The sequence below is a fragment of the Cohnella nanjingensis genome (genome assembly GCF_014212125.1).
Taxonomy (GTDB): domain Bacteria; phylum Bacillota; class Bacilli; order Paenibacillales; family Paenibacillaceae; genus Cohnella; species Cohnella nanjingensis.
In genome coordinates this window covers 140,980-167,117 of sequence record NZ_JACJVP010000030.1, presented here as the reverse complement: position 1 = coordinate 167,117, position 26,138 = coordinate 140,980, and the positions used below count along the sequence as shown (strand labels likewise).

General features: G+C 62.1%; 23 protein-coding genes. 21 read left to right on the top strand and 2 right to left on the bottom strand.

Annotation, left to right across the window (positions count from 1 at the left end; all coding sequences use genetic code 11):
• Positions 1-155: 155 nt before the first annotated feature.
• The 21 genes from H7C19_RS19150 (at position 156) to H7C19_RS19050 (ending at position 19,328) form a co-directional block, all read left to right on the top strand.
• Positions 156-653: a hypothetical protein gene (locus H7C19_RS19150; RefSeq protein ID WP_185670652.1), complete on the top strand. Its 498-nt coding sequence runs from the start codon at positions 156-158 to the stop codon at positions 651-653.
• A gap of 18 nt (positions 654-671) precedes the next feature.
• Entirely contained in the window at positions 672-1,223 is a 552-nt protein-coding gene (locus H7C19_RS19145; RefSeq protein WP_185670651.1) for a GNAT family N-acetyltransferase, read from the top strand.
• A 6-nt stretch (positions 1,224-1,229) separates the two neighbouring features.
• On the top strand, positions 1,230-1,943 hold the full coding sequence (locus H7C19_RS19140; RefSeq protein ID WP_185670650.1) for a peptide arginase family protein: 714 nt from the start codon (positions 1,230-1,232) through the stop codon (positions 1,941-1,943).
• A 72-nt stretch (positions 1,944-2,015) separates the two neighbouring features.
• On the top strand, positions 2,016-2,801 hold the full coding sequence (locus tag H7C19_RS19135) for a hypothetical protein (protein WP_185670649.1): 786 nt from the start codon (positions 2,016-2,018) through the stop codon (positions 2,799-2,801).
• Between the two features lie 206 nt (positions 2,802-3,007).
• A complete protein-coding gene (locus tag H7C19_RS19130; protein WP_185670648.1) occupies positions 3,008-3,433 on the top strand; it encodes a GNAT family N-acetyltransferase in 426 nt (141 codons plus the stop codon).
• A 145-nt stretch (positions 3,434-3,578) separates the two neighbouring features.
• The gene (locus tag H7C19_RS19125) at positions 3,579-4,331 is read left to right on the top strand and encodes a DUF3891 family protein (protein WP_185670647.1); all 753 of its coding nucleotides are present in this window, start codon (positions 3,579-3,581) and stop codon (positions 4,329-4,331) included.
• Between the two features lie 118 nt (positions 4,332-4,449).
• Positions 4,450-4,962, top strand: coding sequence for a cysteine hydrolase family protein (locus tag H7C19_RS19120; RefSeq protein ID WP_313731814.1), 513 nt, complete (start codon positions 4,450-4,452; stop codon positions 4,960-4,962).
• Positions 4,963-5,165: 203 nt separating this feature from the next.
• Positions 5,166-5,624, top strand: coding sequence for a GNAT family N-acetyltransferase (locus tag H7C19_RS19115; RefSeq protein WP_185670646.1), 459 nt, complete (start codon positions 5,166-5,168; stop codon positions 5,622-5,624).
• A 58-nt stretch (positions 5,625-5,682) separates the two neighbouring features.
• Positions 5,683-6,204 carry a GNAT family N-acetyltransferase gene (locus H7C19_RS19110; RefSeq protein ID WP_185670645.1) on the top strand — a complete coding sequence of 174 codons (522 nt, stop codon included), beginning with the start codon at positions 5,683-5,685 and terminating at the stop codon, positions 6,202-6,204.
• The gene (locus tag H7C19_RS19105; RefSeq protein WP_185670644.1) at positions 6,182-6,943 is read left to right on the top strand and encodes a metallophosphoesterase family protein; all 762 of its coding nucleotides are present in this window, start codon (positions 6,182-6,184) and stop codon (positions 6,941-6,943) included. Before H7C19_RS19110 ends, H7C19_RS19105 begins: the two co-directional genes overlap by 23 nt.
• A gap of 82 nt (positions 6,944-7,025) precedes the next feature.
• Positions 7,026-7,376 (top strand): antibiotic biosynthesis monooxygenase family protein, encoded by a 351-nt coding sequence (locus tag H7C19_RS19100; RefSeq protein ID WP_185670643.1) that lies wholly within the window; start codon positions 7,026-7,028, stop codon positions 7,374-7,376.
• Positions 7,373-7,879 carry a GNAT family N-acetyltransferase gene (locus H7C19_RS19095; protein WP_185670642.1) on the top strand — a complete coding sequence of 169 codons (507 nt, stop codon included), beginning with the start codon at positions 7,373-7,375 and terminating at the stop codon, positions 7,877-7,879. Before H7C19_RS19100 ends, H7C19_RS19095 begins: the two co-directional genes overlap by 4 nt.
• 277 nt (positions 7,880-8,156) lie before the next feature.
• Positions 8,157-10,226, top strand: a complete 2,070-nt coding sequence (locus H7C19_RS19090; protein ID WP_185670641.1) for a bifunctional aldolase/short-chain dehydrogenase — start codon at positions 8,157-8,159, stop codon at positions 10,224-10,226.
• Positions 10,227-10,264: 38 nt separating this feature from the next.
• Positions 10,265-10,645 carry a sensory rhodopsin transducer gene (locus H7C19_RS19085; RefSeq protein WP_185670640.1) on the top strand — a complete coding sequence of 127 codons (381 nt, stop codon included), beginning with the start codon at positions 10,265-10,267 and terminating at the stop codon, positions 10,643-10,645.
• Between the two features lie 36 nt (positions 10,646-10,681).
• Positions 10,682-11,941: an L-rhamnose isomerase gene (rhaA, locus tag H7C19_RS19080; RefSeq protein ID WP_185670639.1), complete on the top strand. Its 1,260-nt coding sequence runs from the start codon at positions 10,682-10,684 to the stop codon at positions 11,939-11,941.
• A gap of 869 nt (positions 11,942-12,810) precedes the next feature.
• A complete protein-coding gene (locus H7C19_RS19075; RefSeq protein ID WP_246469603.1) occupies positions 12,811-14,289 on the top strand; it encodes a rhamnulokinase in 1,479 nt (492 codons plus the stop codon).
• Positions 14,290-14,342: 53 nt separating this feature from the next.
• Positions 14,343-15,107, top strand: coding sequence for a DeoR/GlpR family DNA-binding transcription regulator (locus H7C19_RS19070; RefSeq protein WP_185670637.1), 765 nt, complete (start codon positions 14,343-14,345; stop codon positions 15,105-15,107).
• A gap of 473 nt (positions 15,108-15,580) precedes the next feature.
• Positions 15,581-16,309, top strand: coding sequence for a (Fe-S)-binding protein (locus H7C19_RS19065; RefSeq protein WP_185670636.1), 729 nt, complete (start codon positions 15,581-15,583; stop codon positions 16,307-16,309).
• The gene (locus H7C19_RS19060; RefSeq protein ID WP_185670635.1) at positions 16,306-17,829 is read left to right on the top strand and encodes a LutB/LldF family L-lactate oxidation iron-sulfur protein; all 1,524 of its coding nucleotides are present in this window, start codon (positions 16,306-16,308) and stop codon (positions 17,827-17,829) included. The genes H7C19_RS19065 and H7C19_RS19060 overlap by 4 nt, the downstream gene beginning before the upstream one ends.
• A complete protein-coding gene (locus H7C19_RS19055) occupies positions 17,816-18,559 on the top strand; it encodes a LutC/YkgG family protein (RefSeq protein ID WP_185670634.1) in 744 nt (247 codons plus the stop codon). The genes H7C19_RS19060 and H7C19_RS19055 overlap by 14 nt, the downstream gene beginning before the upstream one ends.
• A 64-nt stretch (positions 18,560-18,623) precedes the next feature.
• Positions 18,624-19,328, top strand: a complete 705-nt coding sequence (locus tag H7C19_RS19050; protein ID WP_185670633.1) for a FadR/GntR family transcriptional regulator — start codon at positions 18,624-18,626, stop codon at positions 19,326-19,328.
• A 102-nt stretch (positions 19,329-19,430) separates the two neighbouring features.
• Here the strand turns inward: H7C19_RS19050 and mprF are convergent, their stop codons facing one another.
• Positions 19,431-22,058 (bottom strand): bifunctional lysylphosphatidylglycerol flippase/synthetase MprF, encoded by a 2,628-nt coding sequence (gene mprF, locus H7C19_RS19045; protein WP_185670632.1) that lies wholly within the window; start codon positions 22,056-22,058, stop codon positions 19,431-19,433.
• Between the two features lie 112 nt (positions 22,059-22,170).
• Positions 22,171-25,908 carry a DUF2062 domain-containing protein gene (locus H7C19_RS35510; RefSeq protein ID WP_221469333.1) on the bottom strand — a complete coding sequence of 1,246 codons (3,738 nt, stop codon included), beginning with the start codon at positions 25,906-25,908 and terminating at the stop codon, positions 22,171-22,173.
• Between the last annotated feature and the right edge of the window lie 230 nt (positions 25,909-26,138).

Genomic DNA, 26,138 nt, shown 5'->3' with positions numbered 1-26,138 from the left:
GATCGCGATGCTGCTGTTCATGATCTGCTTCGCCTGGATTCGGTGAGCATCCGCCGGCGCGCGGCACGGCACTGCCGAATGGTATGCCGCCTCCTGACAAGGAGAACCTAGAAGACATTCGAGCTTTACGACAACAGGCTAAGGAAGTATGCACAGTGAGAAACGGAATTCATGGATATCATCCCGTCTGGCATGAGACGAGCGAGGCGTTAATGGCGGCCGAAGGTCTGCAGCTGGAGCGGCTGCAGGGGTGCCGTCTCCTTAACGTCTATTCGCTCTGGGACGTCGGCCAGGAACGTTGGAACGACGCGGCGCCGTTCGTATTCGAGCTGGACGCCTTCAACCTCGAGGTGTGCCACGCCTGCCTGCATGCGCTGTCCGTGACGGTGAACGCCATCGATCTCGCCTCCGAGCCGGCCTGCGAATGGCGAACCGGAAGGCCGGAACTGTCCGACTTCATCGGCGCCTTCATCGCGGGACTCGATCTCGTCGAGTTCGGCGCCGGCCATGCGGGCGGAGCGGGCTGGATGCTGCACGGCATCGGCTTCGACACGACCAAGGGCTATTTCGCCGTGAACAACGGGCTGGACCGGAATCTCATTCGCATCGGCAAAGACTACGGAGACGATATTCGAACGAGAATAGTATTTTAACAACGAGAGGTGAGCGCAATGTCGATCGAAATCATCACCCCTCGGATGGCTCTGCGGGTCATCGACGAGGGACAAGCGGATCAAGCGTTGGCTTATTTCGTGCGCAATCGCGACTATCTGGAAGAATGGGAGCCCGTGAGGCCGCCCGAATACTATACGCTGGAGCATCAGGCGCACCTGCTGCTCCACGATCAGATGGCGATGGCCACCGGACAATTGTTCAGAGTCTGGATGTATTCGCTGTCCGAACCGGACCGGATCATCGGTTCGATCGCGTTGAGCAACATCGTGCGGGGCGCCTTCCTGTCGTGCCACCTGGGTTACCGGCTGGACGCGGAAGCGCACTCCCAGGGCTATATGACGGAAGGGCTGCGAGCGGTCATCGACTATGCGTTCGGGACGCTGAAGCTCCATCGGATCGAAGCCAACATCATGCCGAAGAACAAAGGCTCGCTGCGCGTCGTCCAGAAGCTCGGATTTTACGACGAAGGACTGGCTCGTCAATATCTCAAGATCAACGGACAATGGGAGGATCACATTCATATGGTCCTGCTCAACGACCAGGTATGAGGGAGGATGGCCGCGACGTTCCCGCATGACTACCGCATCGGCTTCCCGGACAAGCGGATCTATATCGCGAGAAATCACCAGTGGGCGTTCGCTGCCTGGGCGCTCGGCCGGCGCACCGGCGCGTTCGCGCATCCGGTAACGCTGCTCCACGTGGATGCGCATCTGGACGACACATGGGACGGCATTCTCGCGCAGGGTTTAAACGAGATGCGTACGCCCGAAGACTGCCTCTCGGTCGCCGGGCGGCTTGAGATCGACAACTTCATCTGGGCGGGATTCGCCTGCGGCGCGATCGACCGCATCGTCTACGTATGCCCGAGGGAAGAGGACCCATCCGATCCGTTCGATCTGTCGGATTGGCCGCTGAACGGCGAACAATTGCTGCCGCTCAAGATGCTATTGGCGCGCAAAGCCTATCAAGGCGAACGCTTGGAATCGATCGCTGAGCTTCGGCGGCTCGCGGCTTGTCCCGATCGGCTGGAACAACTGCTCGCCGCACCGAACGCCGTCGTGCTCGATCTGGATCTAGACGTGTTCCGTTCGTATACGGAGGCGGAGATCCGGGCGGACTTGGCCTTCTTAAAGTCCTTCTATGCTTACGACATGATCACGGTCGCGCTCTCGCCGCCGTTCTGCGGCGGAGAGGAGCGCTGCGCGTCGATCTATCGGCAGTTTCTGGACATCTTCGAGCTTGATCCGGCAGAAGCGGTAGATTGGTAGAAGAGGTTCAGGAACGCGACGCCATGCTTGGCTGATGCGCGGGAGGTCCAAAAGCGAAGGGGTGAGCAAGCGATGTGTACAAGCTTTGTGGTTCACGGGGAGCGCACCTTCATCGGGATGAACTTCGATATCTCGGACCGGCCGATCAAGCTCGCGCGCCATGGCGAGCATCAGCTCATCGTACGCCAGCAAGAGAACGGCTCCTATTATCCCGCCTTCGGGCTGAACCGGGCGGGGACGTTCATGAACCTGCAGACGGTCGAGCCGAACGAAGCGGGCCGCTATCGGCGGACCAAGGATGCCGTCCATACGATGAGATTGTTCGAGGATGTGCTGGGCGAGAAGATTCGGCTGTCGTCGCTCGGCGACTACTTGCGGATGAAGGCGGTCGTGAACGTGCCGAATTACAGCGTGCACTGCCTCATCGCGGGCATGGAACGCCAAGGCTACATCGTCGAACCCGGCCGCGGCAACCTCGCGCTGGACGAAGCGGAAGATCCCGACGTGATGGTGCTGACGAACTGCGCGCTGACCGACGGTTCGGCGCCTGTCGACGAACGATACGAGACCGCCAATCGGGCGATTCGGCTGCGCAAAGCGGCGTTCGACCCGGCGGCGGGGCTCGCGGTGCTGGCCGAGACTGCGCAGCAAGAAGGGGACTACCCTACGCAGCTGTCGCTCGTCTCCGTACCGGAAGAGGGGCTCATGTACTTCGCTTTGCGCCGGAGGTTCGATCGGATCTTCGTCTTCCGGTTCGACGACGATACGATACGTACGCATGCCGGATTCGAGCGCGCATGCAGTTGGCCGGTGACGAAGCAAGGAATCGACCTCGCCGATCTGGACATATTCGCTTAATGCGCCTCGCGCTCCGTGGGGGAAGATCGTCATCCGCGTGTCGGACGACTGAGCGATTTCCCGGGAAGCCGCAGGAAGCGACAGCTTCCGGCAGCGCTAGACGAAGCGTATTCCGGCAGCCGCATCTCGCCGGGGATTTGATCTTTCCGCTCCGGTTGAGTACGATTAGGGACAGAACGGTTCATCGATCGAAGGAGCGAACGCTGGTGTTAATCGAGATTAAAGATCGGCTGGACAAGCCGCAAGTCTACGAATTGATCGAGATGTCGGTCTTTCCGGACCCGGACCGCATCGTCCAGGTGCTGCAGGAATATCGGGAGGATCCGTCGCTGGAAATTCGCGGCTACTACGAAGACGACGCGCTGATCGGCATTATCGGCTCCAGGCTGGACGACGAAGGCGCGCTGGAGATTCGGCATATCGCCGTCGCGCCGGATGAGCGCGGCAAAGGCTACGGCAGAGGCATGATCCTCGAGCTGCTCGCGGCCAAGGATCCGAGAGAGATCGTCGCGGAGACCGACGACGAGGCCGTGAACTTCTACCGCAGCATCGGGTTCACGATCGAGAGCTTAGGGGAGAAGTACCCCGGCGTCGAGCGCTACAGATGCGCGTACGATACCGCGTTGGAGTAAGCGAGCTGCGGCAGGAGCGGAACGTCCGAAGAGGCGGGCCGCTCCTTTTTTCGTTTTTTCGGGCGCAACGGCGGGGCTGCGGGGATGACCGGGATACGGGCGAGATGGTATATTGAGAGGAAAAGCCGGTGGGGAGGCGAAAGCCATGATCGTCCGCGAGAACGAACGTTTTTTTGTCCTGACGCCGCAAGATGACCATGCGCGGCTGTCGGGAGAGATCGCAAAGCGCATGCATGCGAATCTGTACGGGAACAGCCCCTACGTCCAGGAGGCGCTGCTCGCCATCGCCGAGCACGACCGAAGCTGGATGCGGCTCGACGACACGCCCGTCTGGAACGACCGGGATCGCAGGCCCTTTTCGTTCATGGACTATCCGCATCTGCCCAAACTGACCTTTTATCGGTTGGGCGTCGACGAAGTCGAAGCCATGAGTGCCTATGCCGGGCTGCTGTGCAGCCTGCATTTCTCCTCATTCCAGCCTCCGGGAGGAGCGCAGGACCCCGCTTGGAGCGAATTTGTCGATCACGAGCGGGCGAGGCAGCGCCGCATCCGGGCCGTGCTGAATGAACCGGAAGAGGCGTCGGTGATGCGGCACCTTGGCATTTTGCAGCTATGCGATCAGATCTCCTTGTATGTCTGCTTCAACGAACCCGGCGCGGCCAAGGCCGACGAACACCCTTGGTACCGCGAAGGGTTCGGCGTCCGGCTGGACGGCCGGCAGCTGTCCGCCGCCTGGACGGGGCCGGAGCGGGTGCGGATCTCGCCTTCGCCGTTCGCCGAACCGTTCCGTGCCGTGCTCCGCACGAAGCATGTTCTCAAGGACGCAATCGCTGGCATGGGCATCGGGGATGCCTATCGGGAGACGCCGTGGACGGAGCAGACCCTTCATTTCGAATAAGAGGTGCAGATGATGGCGAACCTGCTTTTTTTCGCCGGGATGGCCATCCTGGTGCTCGGCGGCTTCATGGGCCGGGTAAGCCGCAATCAATCACATTTTTCACGAAGGGAGCGGGAACGTGCCGAACAAGATGGCCTTACTCGTCGTGGATATGCAGAACGCGTTCTTGCAAGACCGGGTGGAGGCTTCCCGCATCTCCCAAGCTTGCGAATATATCAACCATGTCGCTCGTCTCTTCCGCGAACGCGGGCACGCGGTGGTCCACGTGCAGGATATCGAAGGCATGGAAGCGGATCAAGAAGAGACTTACGCGTTCGTGCCTGAAGTCGAAGTGGAGCCGGACGACGTTCGGATCCGGAAGGTCCATTCCAATGCTTTCTGGGAGACGGATCTGGAAGCCGTCTTGCGCGAACGCGGAGCGGGCTTGGTCGTCGTAGCCGGATTCGCGGCCGAATATTGCGTACTGTTCACCTATCAGGGCGCGATCGAACGCGGATTCAAGGCGGCCATGCTGCAGAACGGCATTCTAAGCGAGCATCGGGACACGGTTCAAGCCGCTTACCGCGATCGCCACGTGGTGGCTTATCCCGTCCTGGAATGGCTCGCCGAGCACAGCGGCACACGGGCTTGAACGAGAGGCGAGGTTTGGCCGGAGGGCGCTGGAGCCGTTCGAGGCGGCCGAATGAGCCGGCGGACGACCGACCGCTACTACGCTCCGGGCATGATATCCGCTATATGCGGAACCGGCTAAGCTTGAACGAGAATGGCTTCAGTTCCTAACCGATACGGAACGCACCGATACGAACGAAGTTAGCCCATGAGGAGGGGAACACGATGACGCGATTTTTGGAAGTCAGCCAAGCGACGGCAGCCGATCTCAGCGTGCTGGTCCCGCTGTTCGACGCTTATCGTCAGTTTTATGGACAAACCGCCGATCCGGCGGGAGCCGAGCAATACCTCTTCGAGCGATTCGCTCACTTGGAGTCGGTCATCTTCCTCGCGCGGGACGCGAACACCGGCGAAGCGCTCGGGTTCGCGCAGCTCTACCCGGCATTCTCTTCGATCTCGATGAAGCGTACTTGGATTCTGAACGATCTGTTCGTCGGCGAATCCTACCGCCAACAAGGCGTCGCCAAGCGTCTGCTCACGGAGGCGATCGCGTACGGGCAGTTGACGCGCGCCAAGGGCATCGAGCTGTCGACGGCCAAGACGAATGCGGGCGCGAAGCGGCTCTACGAGCAATTGGGTTTCGAGCGGGACGAGACGTACGATCATTACTTTTTGACGATCTGAGACGGACTTCGCGCGCATAGATTAAGAGAAGACGAGTCCCGGAAAGGAAGGAAGACGCATGCGATACGAGATTCGGTCAGCCGTAGACGAGGAGCTGCCGGTCGTTCATCGGATCATGAGAGAAGCGTTCGGCGAATACCGGGAACGGCTGAATCCGCCCCCTTCCGCGCTGAAGGAAGAAGTGGAGGATATCCGACGCAAGCTGGCGGGGCGCGGCGGCGCACTGCTCGTCTGGCTCGGGGACGAGCCGGTCGGCTCCGCCCAGTACTACTTCAGCGAGCGATACATGTATATCGGACGCGTCTCCATCCTCGAACGTGCGCGCAGACGGGGGATCGGCAGCGGCACGATGGCTTACCTGGAACGGCTCGCCATCCGGCAAGGATATTCGGAGACCCGGATCGAGGTTCGCGCGTCGCTCCTAGGGAACGTTGCGCTCTATCGGAAGCTGGGGTACGCGATCGTCAGACGCCGTACCTATCCGGACGGGAAGGACGGCTGGTTCGTCATGCGGAAGAAGCTCTCCGGCCGAACGGGCATGGCCGAGGAGGTGCGTCATGACGAATCGGCGGGCGCGTGAACCGATCGCGGTCATCTCCGACATCCACAGCAACGCGCACGCGCTGGAAGCCGTACTGCGCGATATCGACGCCCGGGGCATCGGCAGGATCGTATGCTTGGGCGACAGCCTGTTCGGACCGATCGATCCGATCGGCACGGCCCGGCTGCTCATGGCGGATCCGCGGATCGTCCATCTCATGGGGAACTGCGATGAAGTATTGCTAGCGCCGGAAGGCGCAGGTCCGACCTATCGTTTCGTAAAGCCGCTGCTTACGGAAGAGACGGAGCGTTGGATGGCTGGATTCCCGGCCGTATGGTCGGACGGAGATTGGCTGTTCTGCCATGGCACGCCGGACGCGAACGACGTGTATCTGCTCGAAGAGGTCGGTCCGCGCGGCGCGTCGTACAAGCCGTCCGACCGGCTGCGGCGCGAGCTTGCGCATGTGCGGGCACGCGTCGTCTTCTGCGGCCACAGCCACGTCTTCGCCCTGCGCCATTTGCCGGACGGCAAGACGGTGGTGAACGCCGGGAGCGTCGGCCTTCCCGCCTATGAAGACGAGGAGCCGATCCCGCACGTCATGGCCTCGGGCCATCCTTTTGCCGAATACGTCATCGTGAGGGAAGGTCCGGACGGGACGAATGCCGGGCCGCGGATCGAGCATCTCCTCGTGCCCTACGACTGGGAGCGGGCCGCCGATATCGCGCTACGGCGCGGGCGGCCGGAGTATGCGACGGCGCTGCGAACGGGACGAATGTGAGACGCCAGCGCCCGGTCGTTCCGCCGTTATTAGCCGCAGCCCGAATCCGGGCAGCGTTACGACAGTTAAAGGAGAGAAAAAGATGATCCTCGAAGTCGCCATCTTGAACGTGAAGTCCGGCTTGACCAACGATTTTGAGAGCAGCTTCCGCAAAGCCTCCAAGATCATCTCGTCCATGCGCGGATATATCGGCCACGAGCTGAACAAATGCGTGGAGAAAAAGGACCAATACATCCTGCTCGTCAAATGGGAGACGCTCAAGGACCACACGGTCGGCTTCCGCGGATCGCCCCAGTATCAGGAGTGGAAAGCGCTGCTGCATCATTTTTACGATCCGTTCCCCGAAGTCGATCATTATATCAACATCCGGTTGGACGAAGGTCCGATTCCTCCGATCGTCTATCAGGAGGAACAGGAGGGGGAGCCGTCATGATCGGAGCTTATGATATCGCCGACGCGGTCTTGGACGACTTGCCCGAGATCGTCGGCATCTACAATTCCACGATCGCGGGACGGCAGGTGACCGCCGACCTCGCACCGGTTACGGTCGAGAGCCGCATCGCCTGGTTCCATGCGCACGAGCCGGTGCGCCGCCCGTTGTGGGTACTGAAGCTGGACGGCCGCATCGTCGCCTGGTTCAGCTTCCAGTCGTTCTACGGCCGTCCGGCCTACGACGCCACCGCCGAGATCAGCATCTACATCTCCGAGCGGCATCGCGGGCAAGGACTGGGCAAGCGCTTGATGCGGCATGCGATCGAGAGCTGTCCGCGGCTCGGGATTCGCAGCCTCGTCGGATTCGTCTTCGGCCACAACGAGCCGAGCATCGCACTGCTGACGAAGTACGGCTTCGAGCAATGGGGCTATCTGCCCCGCGTTGCCGAACTGGACGGCGTAGAACGGGATCTGGCGATCCTCGGCCTGCGGGTGGCGGACTGAAGAAGGGGACGGCGTCAGATGGCCCCATGGAGCAGATTTGCCGCTGGCAGAAAGTCGGTGACGTTGGCAGAGAGTCGGTATCACCGGCAAGTAGTCGGTGTTACTGGCAGAAATTCGGTGCCGCTGACAGTTGGTTCCGCTGGAAAAGAATAGGGACTCCTGTGCAAAAGTGCATGGGAGTTTTTTTGTTTTTGTTTGAAATGCGGTATTCAAAAATAAACAAATATGATAAGATCAAAACAAATAAAAACAAACATTCATTCGGAGGTTATCATCCATGGTACAAAGCTTGTGGGATCCGGCAAAAGCCTCACAGCAGTCCGGCGGACTGAACGAACTGGTCTACCGCTCCAACCTGATCGGCGAAGACCGCCGCGTATGCAACTGGGGAGGCGGCAACACCTCGGCGAAGACGGTCGTACAGGACTTCCGCGGCCGCGACGTCGAAGTCATGTACGTGAAGGGCAGCGGCTCCGACCTCGCGACGATGAAGGCGGGCAACTTCACGGGCTTGCGCATGGAGGATATCCGGCCGCTGTTCGAGCGTCCGGAGATGTCCGACGAAGAGATGGTCGCCTACCTGGCTAATTGTATGATTGACGCCAAGCACCCGCGCGCATCGATCGAGACGCTGCTGCACGCGTTCCTCCCGTTCAAGCATGTCGACCACACGCATCCGGACGCGATCATCAGCCTGTGCTGCGCGGACAACGGCAAGGAGCTGGCGCGCGAGATCTTCGGCGACCGCTTCGTATGGGTACCGTACATTCGTCCAGGCTTTACGCTGTCCAAGATGATCGCCGAAGGCGTGCTCGCGAATCCGAAGGTGGAGCTGGTGCTGATGGAGAAGCACGGCTTGGTCACTTGGGGAGAGACGTCCGAAGCGTGCTACGCGCAGACGATCAAGATCATCAGCGAAGCCGAAGCGTTCATCGAAGCGCGGGCGGACGAGGCGAAGCTGTTCGGCGGCGCCAAGCATCCGGCGCTCCCGGCAGACGTCCGTCGGCAGATCGCGGCCGCCGTCATGCCGACGATCCGCGGCGCCGTCAGCGACGCGAAAAAGATGATTTTGACGTTCGACGACCAAGCGGACGTACTCGCGTTCGTAGGCGGCGAGCGCTCGCCGAAGCTGTCCCAAGTCGGCGCCGCTTGCCCGGACCACCTGGTTCATACCAAGGTCGTGCCGCTGTTCATCGATTGGACGCCGAACGCGGACGACGTCGATGGCTTGAAGGCGATCCTCAAAGAGAGCGTGGCCGCCTACAAGGAGCAATACAAAGCCTACTTCGAGCGCAACAAGAACGAAGGCGACGTCATGTTCGAAGCGGCGCCACGCGTCATCCTGATCCCCGGCGTCGGCATGATCAACACCGGCAAGAACTGGGCGATGTCCCAAGTCAGCGGCGCGCTCTATCACCGCGCGATCGCGGTGATGCGCGGCGCGACGGCACTCGGAGAGTTCGTCTCCTTGAGCGAGAACGAATCGTACAACGTGGAATACTGGCCGCTCGAGCTGTATAAATTGTCTTTAGCCCCGGCCGAAGCCGAATTCTCCCGCAAGATCGCGTTCATCACGGGCGGCGCGGGCGGCATCGGCAGCGAGACGGCCCGCCGTCTCGTCTCCGAAGGCGCGCACGTCGTGCTGGCGGACTTGAACCTCGAAGGCGCGGAGAAGGTCGCGGCCGAGATCAACGCGAAGTACGGCGACAACCGGGCCGTCGCGGTCAAGATGGACGTCACGAACGAAGAGGCGGTCCAAGCGGCGTACGCGGAGACGGCGCTGGCGTTCGGCGGCGTGGACATCATCGTGAACAATGCCGGTCTCGCCACGTCCAGCCCGTTCGACCAGACGTCGCTGAAGGAATGGAACCTGAATATCAACGTGCTCGGCACCGGGTACTTCCTCGTCGCCCGCGAAGCGTTCAAGCAGATGAAGGAACAAAGCATCGGCGGCAACATGGTGTTTATCGGCTCTAAGAACTCCGTCTACGCCGGCAAGAACGCGACGGCTTACAGCGCGGCCAAGGCGCTCGAAGCGCACCTCGCCCGCTGCATCGCGGCCGAAGGCGGCGAATACGGCATCCGCGTCAACACGATCCTGCCGGACGCCATCCTCCAAGGCTCCGCGATCTGGAACGGCAGCTGGCGCAACGAGCGCGCGGCGGCCTACGGCATCGAGCCGGATCAGCTGGAAGAATACTACCGCAAGCGCACGACCCTGCTCGTGAACATCTATCCGCGGGATATCGCGGAAGGCATCGCCTTCTTCGCGTCCTCCAAGTCCGACAAGACGACGGGCTGCATGCTGACGATCGACGGCGGCGTGCCCGCGGCGTTCACGCGCTAATCGTCCAACCATTATCTGAACGGAAGGGGATACCGGGAATGCCTCAAGCCACAGGAGAGAAGCTCTGGTACATTCCGGACGCTTATATTCCGGAGAAAAGCTCGGGCGGCCTCACCAGCCACGAGTCGGTGTGCGTCATCAACACGGCGTCGGAAGACGCGCTGCTCAGCTTTACGGTTTTCTTCGAGGACCGCGCGCCGCTTGAAGACATTCTCGTGGTCGTCCCGGCCAGACGGACCAAGCATATTCGCACCAGCTCGCTGGCGAAGGGAGGAGCGTCGATTCCGGTCGGCGTTCCTTACGCCATCGAGGTGCGCAGCGACATCAAGATCATCGTCCAATACAGCCGTCTGGACGCGACCCAAGCTGAGAACGCTCTCATGTCCGTCATCGCTTATCCGGTCCGATCATCATCTTAACCGATAGGGGACGCAACCCCGAGGAGGAATTATCGTATGCAAGAGAACGTCAAACGCAATTACGAAGCGGCCAAGGCGCAGTACGCCGAACACGGCATCGACGTCGACCAGTCGTTGAAGCAGCTCGCTCAGATCAAGATCTCCATGCATTGCTGGCAAGGGGACGACGTGCGCGGCTTCCTGAATCGCGACCAGGACTTGACCGGAGGCATCTCCGTGACTGGCAACTATCCGGGCGCGGCGCGCACGCCTGCCGAGCTGAGAGCGGATCTGGAGAAAGCGCTCTCGCTCATCCCCGGCAAGCACAAGGTGAATCTTCATGCCATCTACGTCGATACGGACGAGAAGGTGGAGTTGGATCGGCTGGAGCCGAAGCACTTCCGGCGCTGGGTCGATTGGGCGAAGGAGCAGGGGCTCGGCCTCGACTTCAACCCGACCTGCTTCTCCCACGAGAAGTCGAGCGACGGCTTCACCCTCAGCCACCCGGACCCGGAGATCCGCCGGTTCTGGATCGACCACTGCAAGGCGTCGCGCAAGATCAGCGCCTATTTCGGCGAACAGCTTGGCCAGACCTGCGTCACGAACGTCTGGGTGCCGGACGGCTTCAAGGACACGCCGGTCGACCGCATGGCGCCGAGACAGCGCCTGAAGGAATCGCTGGACGAGATCTTCGCGGAAGAACTGAACCCCGCTTACCATCTGGACGCCGTCGAGAGCAAGCTGTTCGGCATCGGATCGGAAGCGTACGTCGTCGGCTCGCATGAGTTCTACATGGGCTACGGCATTCGGAACAACAAGCTGATCTGCCTCGACGCCGGCCACTTCCATCCGACGGAAGTCATCTCGAACAAGCTGTCCTCGCTGGCGCTGTTCGCGGACGGCATCCTGCTGCACGTGAGCCGTCCGATGCGCTGGGACAGCGACCACGTCGTCGTCATGGACGACGAGCTGCTCGCGATCGGCCAAGAGCTGGTCCGCGGCGACCTGCTCGGCAAGACGCACATCGGCCTCGACTTTTTCGACGCCAGCATCAACCGCGTCGCGGCTTGGGTCATCGGCACGCGCAACACGATCAAAGCGCTGCTCCGCGCCATGCTGGAGCCGGTCGACCTGCTGCGCAAAGCCGAGCTGGAAGGCGACTACACGACGCGCCTCGCGATCGCCGAGGAGTTCAAGTCGTATCCGTTCGGCGCCGTCTGGGACTACTATTGCGAGCAGCAGGGCGTGCCGGTGCGCGAGCAATGGCTCGCGGAGGTCAAAGCCTATGAGCAGGAAGTTCTGCTGAAGCGCGGTTAATACGGAACGGGGAGGACGGCGGGCGGCCGCGGAGCGCTCCCTGCGTACTCGCTGCGTGGCACGCACGAGCATGCTAGCCGTTCGTTGCGCGTAACGCGGAGCGTTCCTGCGTACTCGGTGCGTGGCACGCACGAACATGCTAGCCGTTCGTTGCCGCGTAACGCGGAGCGCTCCCTGCATACTCGATGCGTGGCACGCACGAACATGCCAGCCGTTCATCGAGCTGAAAGCGGTTGGCATTTGTCCGCCCTAGCCCCTCGTTTCGCGATTCGTGAGTAAGCGCCGCGGTCGCGGGAGGCGGAGCGAGCTGATATTTTCCGCCTCAGCCGCCCTCGTTTCTCGATTCGTGAGTAAGTGCCGCAGTCGCGGGAGGCGGAGCGAGCTGCTATTTTCCGCCTCAGCCGCCCTCGTTTCTCGATTCGTGAGTAAGTGCCACGGTTGCGGGAGGTGGAGCGAGCTGCTATTTTCCGCCTCAGCCGCCCTCGTTTCTCGATTAGTTGCAAATGTACAACTTTTTTAGCCTTATCTGCATGAAAAAAGCAAAAAAGGTGCAAATGTACAACTTATTTCGTGAGAATACCGCTTTACTCGGAAAAAGGCCGAAATAAGTTGTACGATTACAACTTATTCAGCCATATCGGCCCATTTGAGCGAAAAAAATGGTACAAATGCAACTAAATGATCAACCAGCCACGCCCGACGAGAGGTCGGACTTCGCTAGGACGACGCTTCAGCCACGCCCGACGCGAGGTCGGGCTTAGCTAGGACGACGCTCCCGCCGCGCCCGACGAGAGGTCGGACTTCGCTAGGACGTCTCTCCCTGCGCGCCGTACGACTTTCAGATTCCGAATGGAAAGGGGATGCCCATCTTGGCGAGCATTCTCGCATATGACCTTGGCGCCAGCAGCGGACGAGCGCTGCTCGGCCGGCTGACGGACCGCAAGATCGAGACCGAGGAGCTGCACCGGTTCCCGAACGATCCCGTGCAGGTGGGCGACCGCTTGCATTGGGATATTCTCCGTCTGTATCATGAACTGAAGCAGGGCTTGCTGAAGGCAAAGCACCAAGGCGTGCAAGTACAAAGTCTGGGCATCGATTCCTGGGCGGTGGACTTCGGCTTCATCGGCGCGAACGGGGAGCTGCTCGGCAATCCCTACCACTATCGCGACCGGCATACGGACGGCGCGATGGAGCGGCTGTTCGCCGAACTCCCGCCAGAGGAAGTATTCGGACGGACGGGCATTCAGTTCCTGCCGTTCAATTCGATCTTCCAGCTCTATGCGCTGAAGCAAGCGAATCATCCGCTGCTGCGCGAGGCGAACCGGTTCCTCATGATTCCGGACCTGCTCCGCTACTTCCTCACCGGCGAGATGAAGAGCGAATTCACGAACGCCACGACCACCCAGCTCTACAATCCGGCCTTGGGCGGCTGGGATACGGAATTGCTGGCCAAGCTAGGCCTGCCTGCGTCCTGGTTCGGCCCAATCGTCCAGCCGGGCACGCAGGTCGGCGCGCTGCGCCGTTCGCTCACCGAGGAGCTGGGCATCGACGCGATTCCCGTCTTCGCGGTCGCCGAGCACGACACCGGCTCCGCGGTCGCGGCCGTACCGGCTTTGGACCGCTCGTTCGCTTACTTGAGCTGCGGCACATGGTCGCTCATAGGGACGGAGGTAGAGCGTCCAGTCATCCATGACGAAGCGAGAGCGCTCAACTTCACGAACGAGGGCGGCGTGGACGGGACCTACCGTCTGCTGAAAAACATTATGGGCCTCTGGATTCTGAACGAGACGCGCCGCGCATGGGAACGAGCAGGAAAATCGTACGCGTTCCCCGAATTAGTGAAGCTGGCGGGCGGAGCGCCCGCGTTCGCCGCGTTCATCGATCCGGACGACGAGGCATTCCTGCATCCGGGCGACATGCCGGGACAGATCCGGCGTTATTGCGAGCGTACGCGCCAACGTCCGCCGGAGGAACCGGGCGCCGTCGTACGCTGCATTCTGGAGAGCCTCGCGATGAAGTACCGCTATATCCTCGAATTGACCGAGCGGCTGTCCGGCCAATCGTTCAACGGGCTGCACATGGTGGGCGGCGGCATTCAGAATACGCTGCTCTGCCAATGGTCCGCGAACGCGATCGGCAAGCCGGTATGGGCCGGGCCCGCCGAAGGCAGCGCGATCGGCAATCTGGTCGTCCAATGGATCGCCCAAGGCGAGCTGTCGGATATCTGGGAAGCGCGAAGCGTCATCCGGGATTCGTTCCCGGTGACCGTCTACGAGCCGGAAGCATGGGAAGCATGGGACGACGCATACGGCCGATTCCTGCGCGCGACGGGACTGCAAGGAACGTGAGCCGAGGGAGCTTGCGTCGACAATAGATGAAGTTAGTGGAGAAGAGGTTGCTTATGCTGGTCGCGGAACGCTACGAGAAAATAGTGGAGCTGGTTAACGAGCGGGGGAGCATTCGGGTATCCGAGCTGAGCGAGCTGTGCCAGGTCACGGAGGAGACGATCCGCCGCGACTTGGACCGGCTCGAGCAAGCGGGGCGCCTGCGGCGTTCGCACGGCGGCGCGGTTAGCGTGAAGGACCAGCACCAGCAGCCGGAGATCCCGTACTTCGAACGGGAGATCGTCCATGCGGAGGAGAAAAAGCGGATCGCCCAGGAGGCGATCGGCCTCATTCAACCGCGTGACCGCATTCTGCTGGACGCGAGCTCGACCGCTTGGTACATGGCGCGCGAGATGCCGGACATCCCGCTGACCGTGCTGACCAACTCGATCAAGGTCGCCATGGAGCTTGCCGCGAAGGAGAAGATCGAGGTCATCTCGACCGGCGGCTCGCTCGCGCAGCGCTCGCTGTCGTTCGTCGGCCCGTTGGCCGAACGCTCGCTCGACGCCTATCACGTCGACAAGGCGTTCCTCTCCTGCAAGGGCGTTCATCTCGAGCGGGGGATCAGCGAGTCGAACGAGCTGCAGGCGCGCGTCAAGCACAAGATGGTCGGCATGGCCGACCAAGTCGTCGTTCTGGCCGACGCGAGCAAGTTCGGCGTGCAGGCATTCACGCACGTGTCCGATCTGGACGGCGTCGGCACGATCATCACCGATCGGCGGCTGCCCGCCGAGACGAAGCGTCAGTTCGCCGAGCGCGGCATCGCCGTGCGGACGGTATAGCGATACGGCATGCACGCATTTCTCGCCGGGTACGGTATAGCGATACGGCATGCACGCATTTCTCGCCGGGTACGGTGTAGCGATACGGCATGCACGCCATCTCTCGCCAGGTACGGTGTAGCGGTACGGCATGCACGCATCTCTCGCCGGGTACGGTATAGGCGATACGGCATGCACGCATTTCTCGCCGGGTACGGTATAGGCGATACGGCATGCACGCATTTCTCGCCGGGTACGGTATAGGCGATACGGCATGCACGCATTTCTCGCCGGGTACGGTATAGCGATACGGCATGCACGCCATCTCTCGCCGGGTACGGTGTAGCGATACGGCATGCACGCCGCCCCTCATCGAACCCAACGCCGAAGGCGGTTGCCTTCGGCGTTGGGCATCTCCAACTTGTCTGACAACCTGACAAACTGATAAAATGGAGTCAAAACCTCCTCATCCATTCGAAAAAGAGGTGCCTATCATGAAGGTGTCGTTGTTTATCACCTGCCTCGGAGACGCCATCTACCCCCGCGTCGGGGAAGCGATGGTCCGGGTGCTGGCCAAATACGGCATAGCGCTCGATTTTCCCCGGATCCAAACGTGCTGCGGCCAGCCGGCCTTCAACAGCGGCTATTGGAAGGAAGCGCGGGCGAGCGCCTTGACCTTGCTCGACGCGTTCGAGGACAGCGACTTCGTCATCTCGCCGTCCGGCTCGTGCACGGGCATGATTCACCATTACCCGAAGCTGTTCGAGGACGATCCGGTTCAGCGCGAACGGGCCCTGAAGCTCCAGGCGAAGTCGTACGAGTTTGCGCAGTTTCTCGTGAACGTGCTGGGCGTGACCGACGTCGGCGCGACGTTCCCGCGCAAGGTGACGTACCATCCCTCCTGCCACGGCACCCGGCTGCTCGGCGTCAAGGATGAGCCGATGGCGCTCATGCGGCACGTGAAGGGGCTGGAGTTCATCCCGCTGCCGTTCGCGGAAGATTGCTGCGGCTTCGGCGGCACGTTCGCGGTGAAGATGGCGGACATCTCCGGCGCGATGGTGACGGAGAAGGCCGATCACGTCAAGGAGACGGAAGCCGAGGTGCTCGTCGGGCTCGACATGGCCTGCCTGATGAACATCGCGGGAAACCTGCGTTACCGAAACGAACCGGTACGGGTCATGCACCTGGCCGAATTGCTTGCGGAAGGGGCGAACCTGGCATGAGCGCGACGGGAGCGGCACATCCATCCGTGAAGGAACGGGCGGAGCTCGCCTTGAACGACGAGTTCCTGCGCAAGGCGGTCAAGTTCACGACCGAACGGCTGCGCAACGGGAAAAAGAACGCTTCGGCGGATCACGGAAACTGGGACGAATGGCGGGAACGCGGACGGCAGATCCGGCTCCACACGATCGCCCATCTGGACTATTACTTGAACCTGTTCGTCGAGAACGCGCGCGCGAACGGCGTGCACGTCCACTTCGCGGATACCGGCGAAGAAGCGGTCCGCATCTCGCTCGACATCGCCGAACGCAAGTCGGCGAAGAGCGTCGTCAAGTCCAAGTCGATGGTGTCGGAGGAGCTGCATCTCAACCATGCGCTCGAGACGATCGGCGTGGAAGCGATCGAGACCGATCTCGGCGAGTATATCATCCAATTGGCGGGCGAGATGCCGTCGCATATCGTCATCCCCGCCATTCACAAGAACCGTTATCAGATCGCCGATCTGCTCTCCGAGGTGGCGGGCGAGCGGCTCGAAGCCGATACGACGGTGCTGGCCGGCTTCGTCCGCAAGAAGCTGCGAGAGAAGTTCCTCGAAGCCGATATCGGGATGACCGGCTGCAACTTCGCGATCGCGGAGACCGGCTCGATGGTGCTGTTCGAGAACGAAGGCAACGCGCGGATGGTCACCACCGTGCCGAAGACCCAGATTACGCTGATGGGCATGGAGCGGATCATCCCGTCCTTCGAGGATCTCGAAGTGATGGCGACGCTGCTGCCGCGCTCGGCGACGGGCCAGAAGCTGACGATGTACATGTCGGGCATCTCGGGCCCGCGGCGGTCGGACGACGCGGACGGCCCGGACGAGATGCATATCATCATCGTCGACAACGGGCGTTCCCTGCAGCTCGGCGACCCCGAGTTCCAGGAGCTGCTCAACTGCATCCGCTGCGGCGCCTGCCTGAACGCCTGCCCGGTCTACCGCCACATCGGCGGGCATGCTTACGGCAGCACCTACAGCGGGCCGATCGGCGCCGTCTTGACGCCGGCGCTGAACAAGAACATCGCCGAATGGGACGATATCGCCAATGCGTCGAGCCTGTGCGGCGCTTGCTACGAGGCGTGTCCGGTCAAGATCCCGCTGCACGAGATGCTGATCTATCTGCGCAGGCGCAAAGTCGAGAGCGGCCACGGCAACAAGCTCGAAGCCGCCGGCATGAAGGGCTTCGCCGTGCTCATGGCGAACGCTTCGCGGCTCCGAGCCATTCTGGCGCTGGGCAAGATCGGACAGAAGCTGGTCGTCCGCAAAGGCGAGATCCGCACGAAGATCGGACCGCTGAAAGGGTGGAACAGCTACCGCGTCACGCCGAGCCTGCCGCGCGCTTCGTTCCGCGACCGCTGGGCGACGCTCGATCAGGAGATCCGCCACGGGCTGCAGGAGTTGAATCCGGAGATGCAGCGCCGGTTGGAGAACGCCGTGAAGCAGCGGCAGCAGGGAGGAGGCGCCGGACATGGCGGACATTGACAAGAGCGAGACGGCGCATGCGGCGTGGTTGAAGGAGATGGAAGCGGCCTCCCGCGCCAAGCAGGAGACGTTCATGAACGGGATCGCCGCGCGCCTGCGGCATCCGCGGATGAAGGAGAAGCCCGCGCACCCTTACCGCGGGGCGCTGGACTTCTGGCGCGAATTCGAATGGACCGAGGAAGAGCGAATCGCGCGCTTCGCCGACAACTGGAGAAGCGTCGGCGGGCACGTCGCGCGCCTCTCGAACGCGGACGAGGTGCGCGACTTCATCGCGGGCAAGGCGAAGGAGCTCGGAGCGCGGTTCGTCGTGCGCCAGAACCAGGCGGAGCTGGACGCGCTCGGACTGGAAGCCGCGCTGCCTGACGCCCGGATCTCGGTATGGAACAGCGATCCGGAGGAGCACTGGAAGGCGCGCGCGGCGGAGGCCGATATCGGCGTCGTCGCGGCGGATTACGCGGCGGCATACACCGGTTCGGTGACCGTCCTGTCCGCCAAGGACAAGGGGCGCTCCGTCTCGCTGCTGCCGACCGTGCTCATGATCGTCATCCCGATCGAACGGCTGAAGACGCGGTTAGGCGAGGTGCTCGTGAACTTCGACCGCGCCGGACGCGAGCAGCTGCCGGCCGGCATTCACTTCATCTCCGGCCCGAGCCGGTCCTCGGACATCGAGAACGACCTGACGATCGGCGTCCACGGGCCCGGCATCGTCTATGCGCTGATCGTAGGCTGAACGGCGAGGGAACGAGGGCGGAAGAAGAACGGATCCCCCGTAGGATAAGGAGGCGCATCGCGGCATGGAAGCGACCCGGCTGACGAAGCGGAACCATTACGAAGAAATGACGGAGCATCTCAAACGCCAAATTCTCGAAGGCAAGCTCCAGGTCGGCGACAAGCTCCCTTCGACGAAGGAGATCTCCGAGCGGTTCGGCGTCGGCCGTTCCACCACGCGCGAAGCGCTCAGCGCCTTGAAGGCGATGGGGCTCATCGAGATTCGCCAGGGCGGCGGGTGCCGCGTCATTCGCAGCGCCCCCGCCGAAACCGTCCCCGAGATCGAGTCGCTGCGTGTGAACCGCGAGACGCTGCTGGAGCTGCTCGAAGTCCGCCAGACCTTGGAATTGTCGATCGCGGCCATCGCCGCGTCCAGACGCACGGACGAGGACGTGGACGCGCTGCGGAGGGTGGTGCAGGAGATGGCGCAGGCGATCGGAGACGATCTGGAGGGAGAGCGGACCGACCTGTTGTTCCATCTGAGCCTCGCCCGCGCGACGGGAAATGCGATCATGGTACGGCTGTTCGAGTCGATCACCGGCCAGATGGAGCGGGCGATCCGCGAAGTGCGACGCGTGGAACTGTACGCCAACCGCTCCGTAGCGGAGCGGTTGTTCAGGGAGCATGAGGCGATCGCCCGGGCGGTGGCCAACCGCGAGCCGCAGGAGGCTACCGCCCGCATGAGCGAGCATCTGCGCCATGTGGAGAGCATTTTGACCAAGCATTTGTGAGGACGCCTAAGGGCATCCCGATACCGGCGTTTGCGCCCGACAATACCAAGACGCCCCGGCGACGGCCGCAGGTCTAACTGCAGCCGCCCGGGGCGTCTTGGTTTATTTGCCGTTGCGCGGCAGGCTTCGGGACACGATTCGGGTCACCCCGTACATGATCTTGGCCAGCGGAGCATTTTTGGGGTAGGCCAGATAACGTGGCTCCCATACCGGATCGAACTTCTCCTTGAACCGCCGCAGTCCTTGGAAGCTGTAGAAGTGATTGCCCTTCAGGAAGATCAGGCGCGCGATGCGCTCCCCCCGATAGGAATATTCCGATTCGCCGACGCTCGCGAGCGGGGCCATGCCCAGGTTGAACCGTTCGTATCCGGACGCCTTGGCCCATTGCAGCAGATGGACGAACAGCACGTCCATGACGCCGCTGCGCAGCCCTTTCCGGTAGCGCATCAGGTCGACGGAGACGGACTTCCCGCCGTCATAGACCGGCATCAGGCTCGCGAACGCGGCCGTGCGGCCCTCCTGATCCTTGAGCACGGCTATGGGCGCAAGCTCCAGGTACGACTCGCGGAACGTCCCGAGCGAGAAGCCCTTCTCCGCGCGGTCTCCCAGCCATTCGTCCGACACCTCGCGCAGCTCCAGCAGAAACAGCTGAGGGAAGGGCGCTTCGATCATCTCGAAGCGATAGCCTTCCCTCTCGAACCGGTTGCAAGCGGCGCGCAGATCGGCTTTGCTGCGTCCGGTCAGCCCGAATTGCGCCAAGTTCACGACGGCTTCCTCGCCGAGCTTGAAGAATCGGTAGCCGAACTCGTGGTATATCGGCAGGTACTCCGCTTTGACCTGATAGAAGGCGGCGGTGGACGCATACCTGTCGGCGTACTCGCGGAACGTTCGGATCGCATCTCGAATCGCGGCCGGTTCCCCGATCGGATCGCCTAGCGCCACGAGCGTTTTGCGGGTGGCGCCGTAGGCGAGCATGGCTCTCCCGTCGGCCGTCCACAGAAAGCTCTTGTCCCCGAGGAAAAGCAGGTGCGTCAGGAAGTTTCCGCGGTGCGTCTGCAGGAACGCCTTCAGTCTCGCGAACGCGCGGCTGTCCGGCAGCGGGGAGACCGGCAATCGGGGCCGCAGCAGCCAGCGGGCCGTCAGCAGAATCCAAGTAATGGCGAGCGCCAGCACGGCTTCGTGTAAAAAGTCTTGGTCCTGGAGCATGTACCGCGCGTAGAGCTTCGACCGAACGAAGCGCTCCGGCAGATCGTTCGTCAGCCTGCCTACCGACAGATAGAGGTACGTAACGGCGAGCGTGACGAAGGCCCAGCCCGCGATCTTTCGGGCGGAGAAGGGGGCCTCCTCCCGCCGGAATCGGTCCTTGGACAGCCAGAGCAGGACGAAGACGAAGGCGAGGAACAGGGATTCCTCGTAGTCGAAGCCCTTCAGAATCGAGAAGACTGCCCCGGCCAGCAGCAAGACGAGGGTGGCATAATACGCCCGCTTGACTTGGAGCCGGATGCCTTCGGACAGCACCAGCATCAGCAGACCGATCAAGACGGTGAGCTGATGGGAGCCCTTCATCGTGAGCGGCGTGATGTAGTGCTCCAGCAGATGCATCCGGTGCCACTGTCCCGGCGTCGCCGCGGACAGGAGCAGCAGCGCGCCGCTCAGGAAGACGAGCGCGGCGAGCGCCCAGCCCCCGAAGTCGCGCAGAATCGCCATCTGGGACGGCCAGTTCCAGATGGCTTGCCAGCGGCGAACGGCGGGCTTCAGCACTTGACCGGACGCGTTGCTCCAGGCTTCCTTGCCGGGGAGCCACTCGGTGGAGGCGAGGGCCAGTCCGATCGACAGCGGGATGAAGTAATAGAACATCCGGAAGACGAGCACGAGGGCCAACGCCCGCGCCGGCGGGATGCCGAACGCGTTCAGTCCGAGCAGCGCGACGACGTCGAAGGAACCGAGGCCGCCGGGGACGAAGCTGGCGATCCCCGCGACGGCGGCCATCGTGTAGATGCCTGCCGCATCGCGGAAGTCCATCGGGAGGTGCAGCATCCGCGCCGCCACCCAGAAGGTGAGCGCTGCGGCGATCCACTCCGCGAACGAGGCCGCGATCGCCGCGACGGCCGGCGTCCAGCGCGCGTTCGAGCCGCCTTCCACGCCCACGGCGCGCTTCAGCAGCGGGAGCACTTTCAACAGCGCGAAGACCGGCAGGTAGACCGAGACGCCGATAATGGCGATCAACAGCCAAGAATGGTCCTGGAGCAGGGCATGGTCCTTCCACGCCCCTCCGAGCAGCAGCAGGCAGAGTACCGACAACCCGGTCAAACCGGAAAGGCTGAGGTAAAGCACCGAACCGAGCAGGCCCTGTCCCGAGACTCCTCTTTTCCGATACAGCATCAAGCGCAATCCCGCGCCCGTGAAACCGGCGAACCCCAGCGCGTTGTTGAACGAATTGGAGATCCAACTGATCTTCCAGACCGTGCGAAGCGGCAGCCTGGCGCCGTTCCAGCGCAGGAGCAGCAGATCGTAGCCGATCATGATCGACACCGCGAAGAGACTGACGCCAAGGAGCAGCAGATGGCCGCCGAGATGAATGCGGCCCATGATGTGCAGCGCGACGGAGGGCCGGATATCCCGGAGGAACGCATGCGTCTGGCTGTACAAAAAGACAAGAATAAGGACGGGAAGCAAAATTTTCAAGTAGCGCTTGCCGCGTTCGAACCAGGCAGACAAAGGGGCGTTCATGGAATCTCCTTTACTTTAACGGACAGGAAGCAAAAGCTCCGCGTATCCTTCGCTGATCCGTTTCCGATAAAAACTTATCGCCCTCTAGAGCGAACGGCGAAGCCGTTCATACTTAGGAAGGTCGGTTAACTTCTACATTACCCCTTCGCTGCAATTTATTCCAGCCTACCGCCGCACCTCGAATCGCCGCCCAGAGCGCCCGGAGGATGACCCAGGTCATGAGCTGGCGGTAAGCGATCCGCTGGAGGAAGAGCCAGGCCAGCGGCCGCGGGTTTGCTCTCTCCAGCCGGAAGGCGAACAGCGCCACCAGGAAGTCCAGGAGGAAGAACGCCGCATAGCTGATCGTCGCGATCCGGGAACCGCCCGCGAACAGGGAGAAGAGGAAGAGCAGGTCGATGAGCGGGGACACGCAAGTATAGACATATTGGAACAGCCACATGTTCGGCATGCCGACGAACCCGAGCGTCCACTGTCGCGGATTAAACAGCGCGCCGCGGTGCTTCCAAAGACATTGCAGGGTGCCGTAGGTCCAGCGGTAGCGCTGCTTGACGAAGCCGCGGACATCCTCCGGCGCTTCCGTGAACGCATAGGCGCGCTCCTCGTAGCCGATCTTCCAGCCCCGGCGCAGAAGAGAGAGGGTCAAGTCCGCGTCCTCCGCGAGCGTATCTTCGCGGTACAGGCCGGCTTGCTCGACCGCGGACTTGCGCCAGGCGCCGATCGCCCCCGGCACGACCGTGACGCAATTCAGCCGATCGAACGCGCGGCGCTCCAGATTGAAGCCGGTCACGTATTCGATATGCTGCCAGATCGTCAGCAGGTTCCTGGCGTTGCCTACGCGTACGTTGCCCGAGACGGCGGCCATCCGCGGCTCTCGGAAGTGGCGGACCATCAGGGAGATCGCATCGCCCGCGATCAACGTGTCGGCATCGAGCGCGACGACGATCTCCCCCCGCGCTTCCAGGTAGCCGAGGTTGACGGCGGAGGCTTTGCCTCCGTTCGCCTTGGCGACGAGCCGGACGTCTCCGCGGCCGCCGTAGGCGGAACTAACCGCATCGGCCGTCCCGTCCTTCGAGCCGTCGTCCACGACGATGATCTCCATCGCGGGATAGTCGCTGCCCAGGATGGAGGCGATCGTCTTGCAAATGACCTGCTCCTCGTTGTATGCGGCGATGACGACGCTGACCAGCGGCTTATAGTCGTCGTCGGGACGGATCGCGCGGTAGGCGCGCTTGTGCCGCCAGGCAAGGGCGAACAGGAAGGCGACGCGGAAGAGGCCGATGACGATCGCCGAATAGAAGATCGCCTGCAGCGCCGCATTTCCGTGATGAAGCCAATTGAACACGGCGCGGTCATACGCCATCAAGGGAACGTCCTGTCGGGCGACGGGCGGCATCGTCTGCTTCCGCGTCTGTCCGATCAGCGCGCTGAGCGTCGTGAACGTGTAGCCTTCGCGCTGCAGCCGCTCGATGATGATCGGCAGCGCCTCGACGGTCTGATCGCGGTTCCCTCCGGCATCGTGGAGCAGGATGACGTTGCCTTCGGAGAGCTGCGACAGGACGCGGCGCACGATCTCCGCCGTGGACGGCCGGGACCAGTCCTCCGGATCGATCAGCTCGCCGACCATCGTGTAGCCCATCTCCTGGCCGCGCAGAATCGGCAGCAGCTCGGAGGGAGAAGAGGGTTCCGCGTCGGCAACGTACGGCGGACGGAAGAACGTCATCGAATGTCCCGTGATCTCTTGGACGAGCCGCTGGGTCGCGTTGAGCTCCAGCCGGGTCCTGAACGGGGAGGTGGAGGCGACGTTCGGGTGGGTGAACGTATGATTCCCCAGTTCGTGGCCTTCCTTGTAGATGCGCTCGATCAGGTCGGGAAACATCTCGGCATTCTCGCCGACGACGAAGAACGCCGCATGAATGCCGTATTTGCGCAAAATGTCGAGGATCTCGGGCGTATACTTTCCGCTCGGCCCGTCGTCGAACGTCAGCACGACCTGCTTGCCCGCAGGTTTGCCGTAGCGTTCGATCTCGAACGGCTTGGGATACGTCTCGTACGTCTCGTCGGCGATATAGCCGTCCCCATCCGTCTCGAAGGTCCGGCGGCCTTCGGCCGATGCGGAACGGATGCGCAGGATCTCGCCTTCTCCCGCGTAGTGGACCGGGTTCGGACTGGACAGGGAGGACAGCTGGTCCAGCTTGGGGTCGGCTTGCCCGAGCATCCGCCAGAGGGTCGGATCTTCCGAGCCCAGCCGCCAGACCGCGACGCCGGGGAAGCCGTTCTCCCGGACGACCTTCAGCTCGTCATAGGCGGTTGCCGCATCCAGAAACCAGACGATATGCGAGTCCCCGTTTTCCCGATAGCGCATGTAAGGGTTGCCGCTCTCGTCGTCCCAATGGACGACGAGCCGGGATTGCTGCGCGAGTTCCATGATGTCTCCGAACGTCAACGCGTCCCCCTGCTGCTGGCTGTTCTCGACCCAATCGTAGCCGTAGCTGCCCATGCTGACGATCAGCTTGTCGGGCGGGATGTCCAAGCGGTCCAGCGACTGCTCGAACCAGTTGTCCGAGGCGACGGGCCCGGGATGTCCCTGCGCTTCGTGCTCGTCGTACATCATGACGATGAGCCGGTCGGCCGACTTGGCGAGCGCGCCGTAGTCGAAGGCGTCATCGTCCGCAGGGACGTCCACGGTCACCTGGAGACCGCGGGCGTGGAACGCGCCGGCGAGCGATTGGACGAAGGCGGTATACGCATCCTGGTCTTCCGAACGAAGCGCCTCGAAGTCGATGTTGATGCCGGATTCGCCGCGTTCGGCCACTTGGTCGTACAGCGCCCCGATCAGCTTCTGCTGTTGTTCGGGGGACTGCAGCAAGCGGTGCAGCGTATCCGCGTCCCACTGATCGTTCGCGTAGTTGTTAATCAGCGGCTCGACTTTTTGATTCTGGCTCTTGGCGATCTGGATGACCGCCGGGTCCGTCTGATCGTCCAAGCCGAAGTCGGACTTCAGATGATACCACTCCGGCAGCAGCGTGTTGATCTCCTTGCCGTACTGCACCAGCGATTGCTTGCTGTTCTCGTCCCAATTGACGTAGAAGGCGTACACCTCGCGGGCGCTCTTCGCAGCTGGGGACGGGGATGGCTTGAACTGATGATGCTTGCGGTAGTCCAACTGGAACGTCGGATGCAGGCGCTCTTCTTCCCGAAGCTGCTGCAGCAGGGCGTTCTCGCTGAGCTTCTCGGCGACGGGGCTGATGCGGGAAGCCGAGCGGGCATGGCCCAGCGCGAGCTTGGGCAGGAACGGATTGGCGCCGATGCTGGCGCCGAACACCGCGAGGATCAGCATCGCCACGGATAGGCCGAGCGCGCCGAACCGGCGGATGAACGACAAGCGTCTGCCGCTCTCGTCCTGGAATACGTAGTCCCGGCGGCGATGGGGCAGATGCCGCGGCAGGCGGTACAGCAGCAGGAACAGCGGGAACGCCGCCGCGGCGAGCGTCAGCCCGGCGACGGCGCTGCCGAGCAAGTGAATGCGGCTGCCCGGCGTCCACTGCGCCAGATGCGACAAGGCGAGATACTTCATCGAATAGAACGGGATGTCATACCCGGCCAGCCGCTCTCCGACGGAGAACGACAACAGATGAAGGAAGGGGAGCAGAGCGGTGACGGCAAGACCGAGAAGCAGCGCGCCCAGATTGAAGCGGAATAGCCAAGAAAGGGCCAGCACCAAAATAAAACGGATGCCGAACAGCGGAAGCATGCCGACGAACAGCCCGAGCGAGCTGGCGGCGGCTCCGCGGAACGCGGTGACGGGAGCGAAGAGGGAAGAGAATAACGGGCGAAGGATGACTTTGCGCACGGGGCACGCTCCACTTATATGCTTTTTTCTTCAATATAGCAAATTGCCCGTTTTTATCAAGGCGAAGATCAAGGACTTTTTGTGTCGATCTTGAATGGCAATTTAGCTCACATGTACTTGCTTCCCGCGGCTTTGCCGCATATACTAAATGCCAATATCCATCGAACGATCGGATGCAAGCAATAACGGCTTCGCCGCCTTCTGGGAAGCGGCGACACGTATTTATCGGA

Coding starts and splice junctions, on each gene's coding strand:
- H7C19_RS19145 (WP_185670651.1), top strand. CDS start 672: ATGTCGATCGAAATCATCACCCCTCGGATGGCTCTGCGGGTCATCGAC.
- H7C19_RS19140 (WP_185670650.1), top strand. CDS start 1,230: ATGGCCGCGACGTTCCCGCATGACTACCGCATCGGCTTCCCGGACAAG.
- H7C19_RS19135 (WP_185670649.1), top strand. CDS start 2,016: ATGTGTACAAGCTTTGTGGTTCACGGGGAGCGCACCTTCATCGGGATG.
- H7C19_RS19125 (WP_185670647.1), top strand. CDS start 3,579: ATGATCGTCCGCGAGAACGAACGTTTTTTTGTCCTGACGCCGCAAGAT.
- H7C19_RS19115 (WP_185670646.1), top strand. CDS start 5,166: ATGACGCGATTTTTGGAAGTCAGCCAAGCGACGGCAGCCGATCTCAGC.
- H7C19_RS19110 (WP_185670645.1), top strand. CDS start 5,683: ATGCGATACGAGATTCGGTCAGCCGTAGACGAGGAGCTGCCGGTCGTT.
- H7C19_RS19105 (WP_185670644.1), top strand. CDS start 6,182: ATGACGAATCGGCGGGCGCGTGAACCGATCGCGGTCATCTCCGACATC.
- H7C19_RS19100 (WP_185670643.1), top strand. CDS start 7,026: ATGATCCTCGAAGTCGCCATCTTGAACGTGAAGTCCGGCTTGACCAAC.
- H7C19_RS19095 (WP_185670642.1), top strand. CDS start 7,373: ATGATCGGAGCTTATGATATCGCCGACGCGGTCTTGGACGACTTGCCC.
- H7C19_RS19090 (WP_185670641.1), top strand. CDS start 8,157: ATGGTACAAAGCTTGTGGGATCCGGCAAAAGCCTCACAGCAGTCCGGC.
- H7C19_RS19085 (WP_185670640.1), top strand. CDS start 10,265: ATGCCTCAAGCCACAGGAGAGAAGCTCTGGTACATTCCGGACGCTTAT.
- rhaA (WP_185670639.1), top strand. CDS start 10,682: ATGCAAGAGAACGTCAAACGCAATTACGAAGCGGCCAAGGCGCAGTAC.
- H7C19_RS19070 (WP_185670637.1), top strand. CDS start 14,343: ATGCTGGTCGCGGAACGCTACGAGAAAATAGTGGAGCTGGTTAACGAG.
- H7C19_RS19065 (WP_185670636.1), top strand. CDS start 15,581: ATGAAGGTGTCGTTGTTTATCACCTGCCTCGGAGACGCCATCTACCCC.
- H7C19_RS19060 (WP_185670635.1), top strand. CDS start 16,306: ATGAGCGCGACGGGAGCGGCACATCCATCCGTGAAGGAACGGGCGGAG.
- H7C19_RS19055 (WP_185670634.1), top strand. CDS start 17,816: ATGGCGGACATTGACAAGAGCGAGACGGCGCATGCGGCGTGGTTGAAG.
- H7C19_RS19050 (WP_185670633.1), top strand. CDS start 18,624: ATGGAAGCGACCCGGCTGACGAAGCGGAACCATTACGAAGAAATGACG.
- mprF (WP_185670632.1), bottom strand. CDS start 22,058: ATGAACGCCCCTTTGTCTGCCTGGTTCGAACGCGGCAAGCGCTACTTG.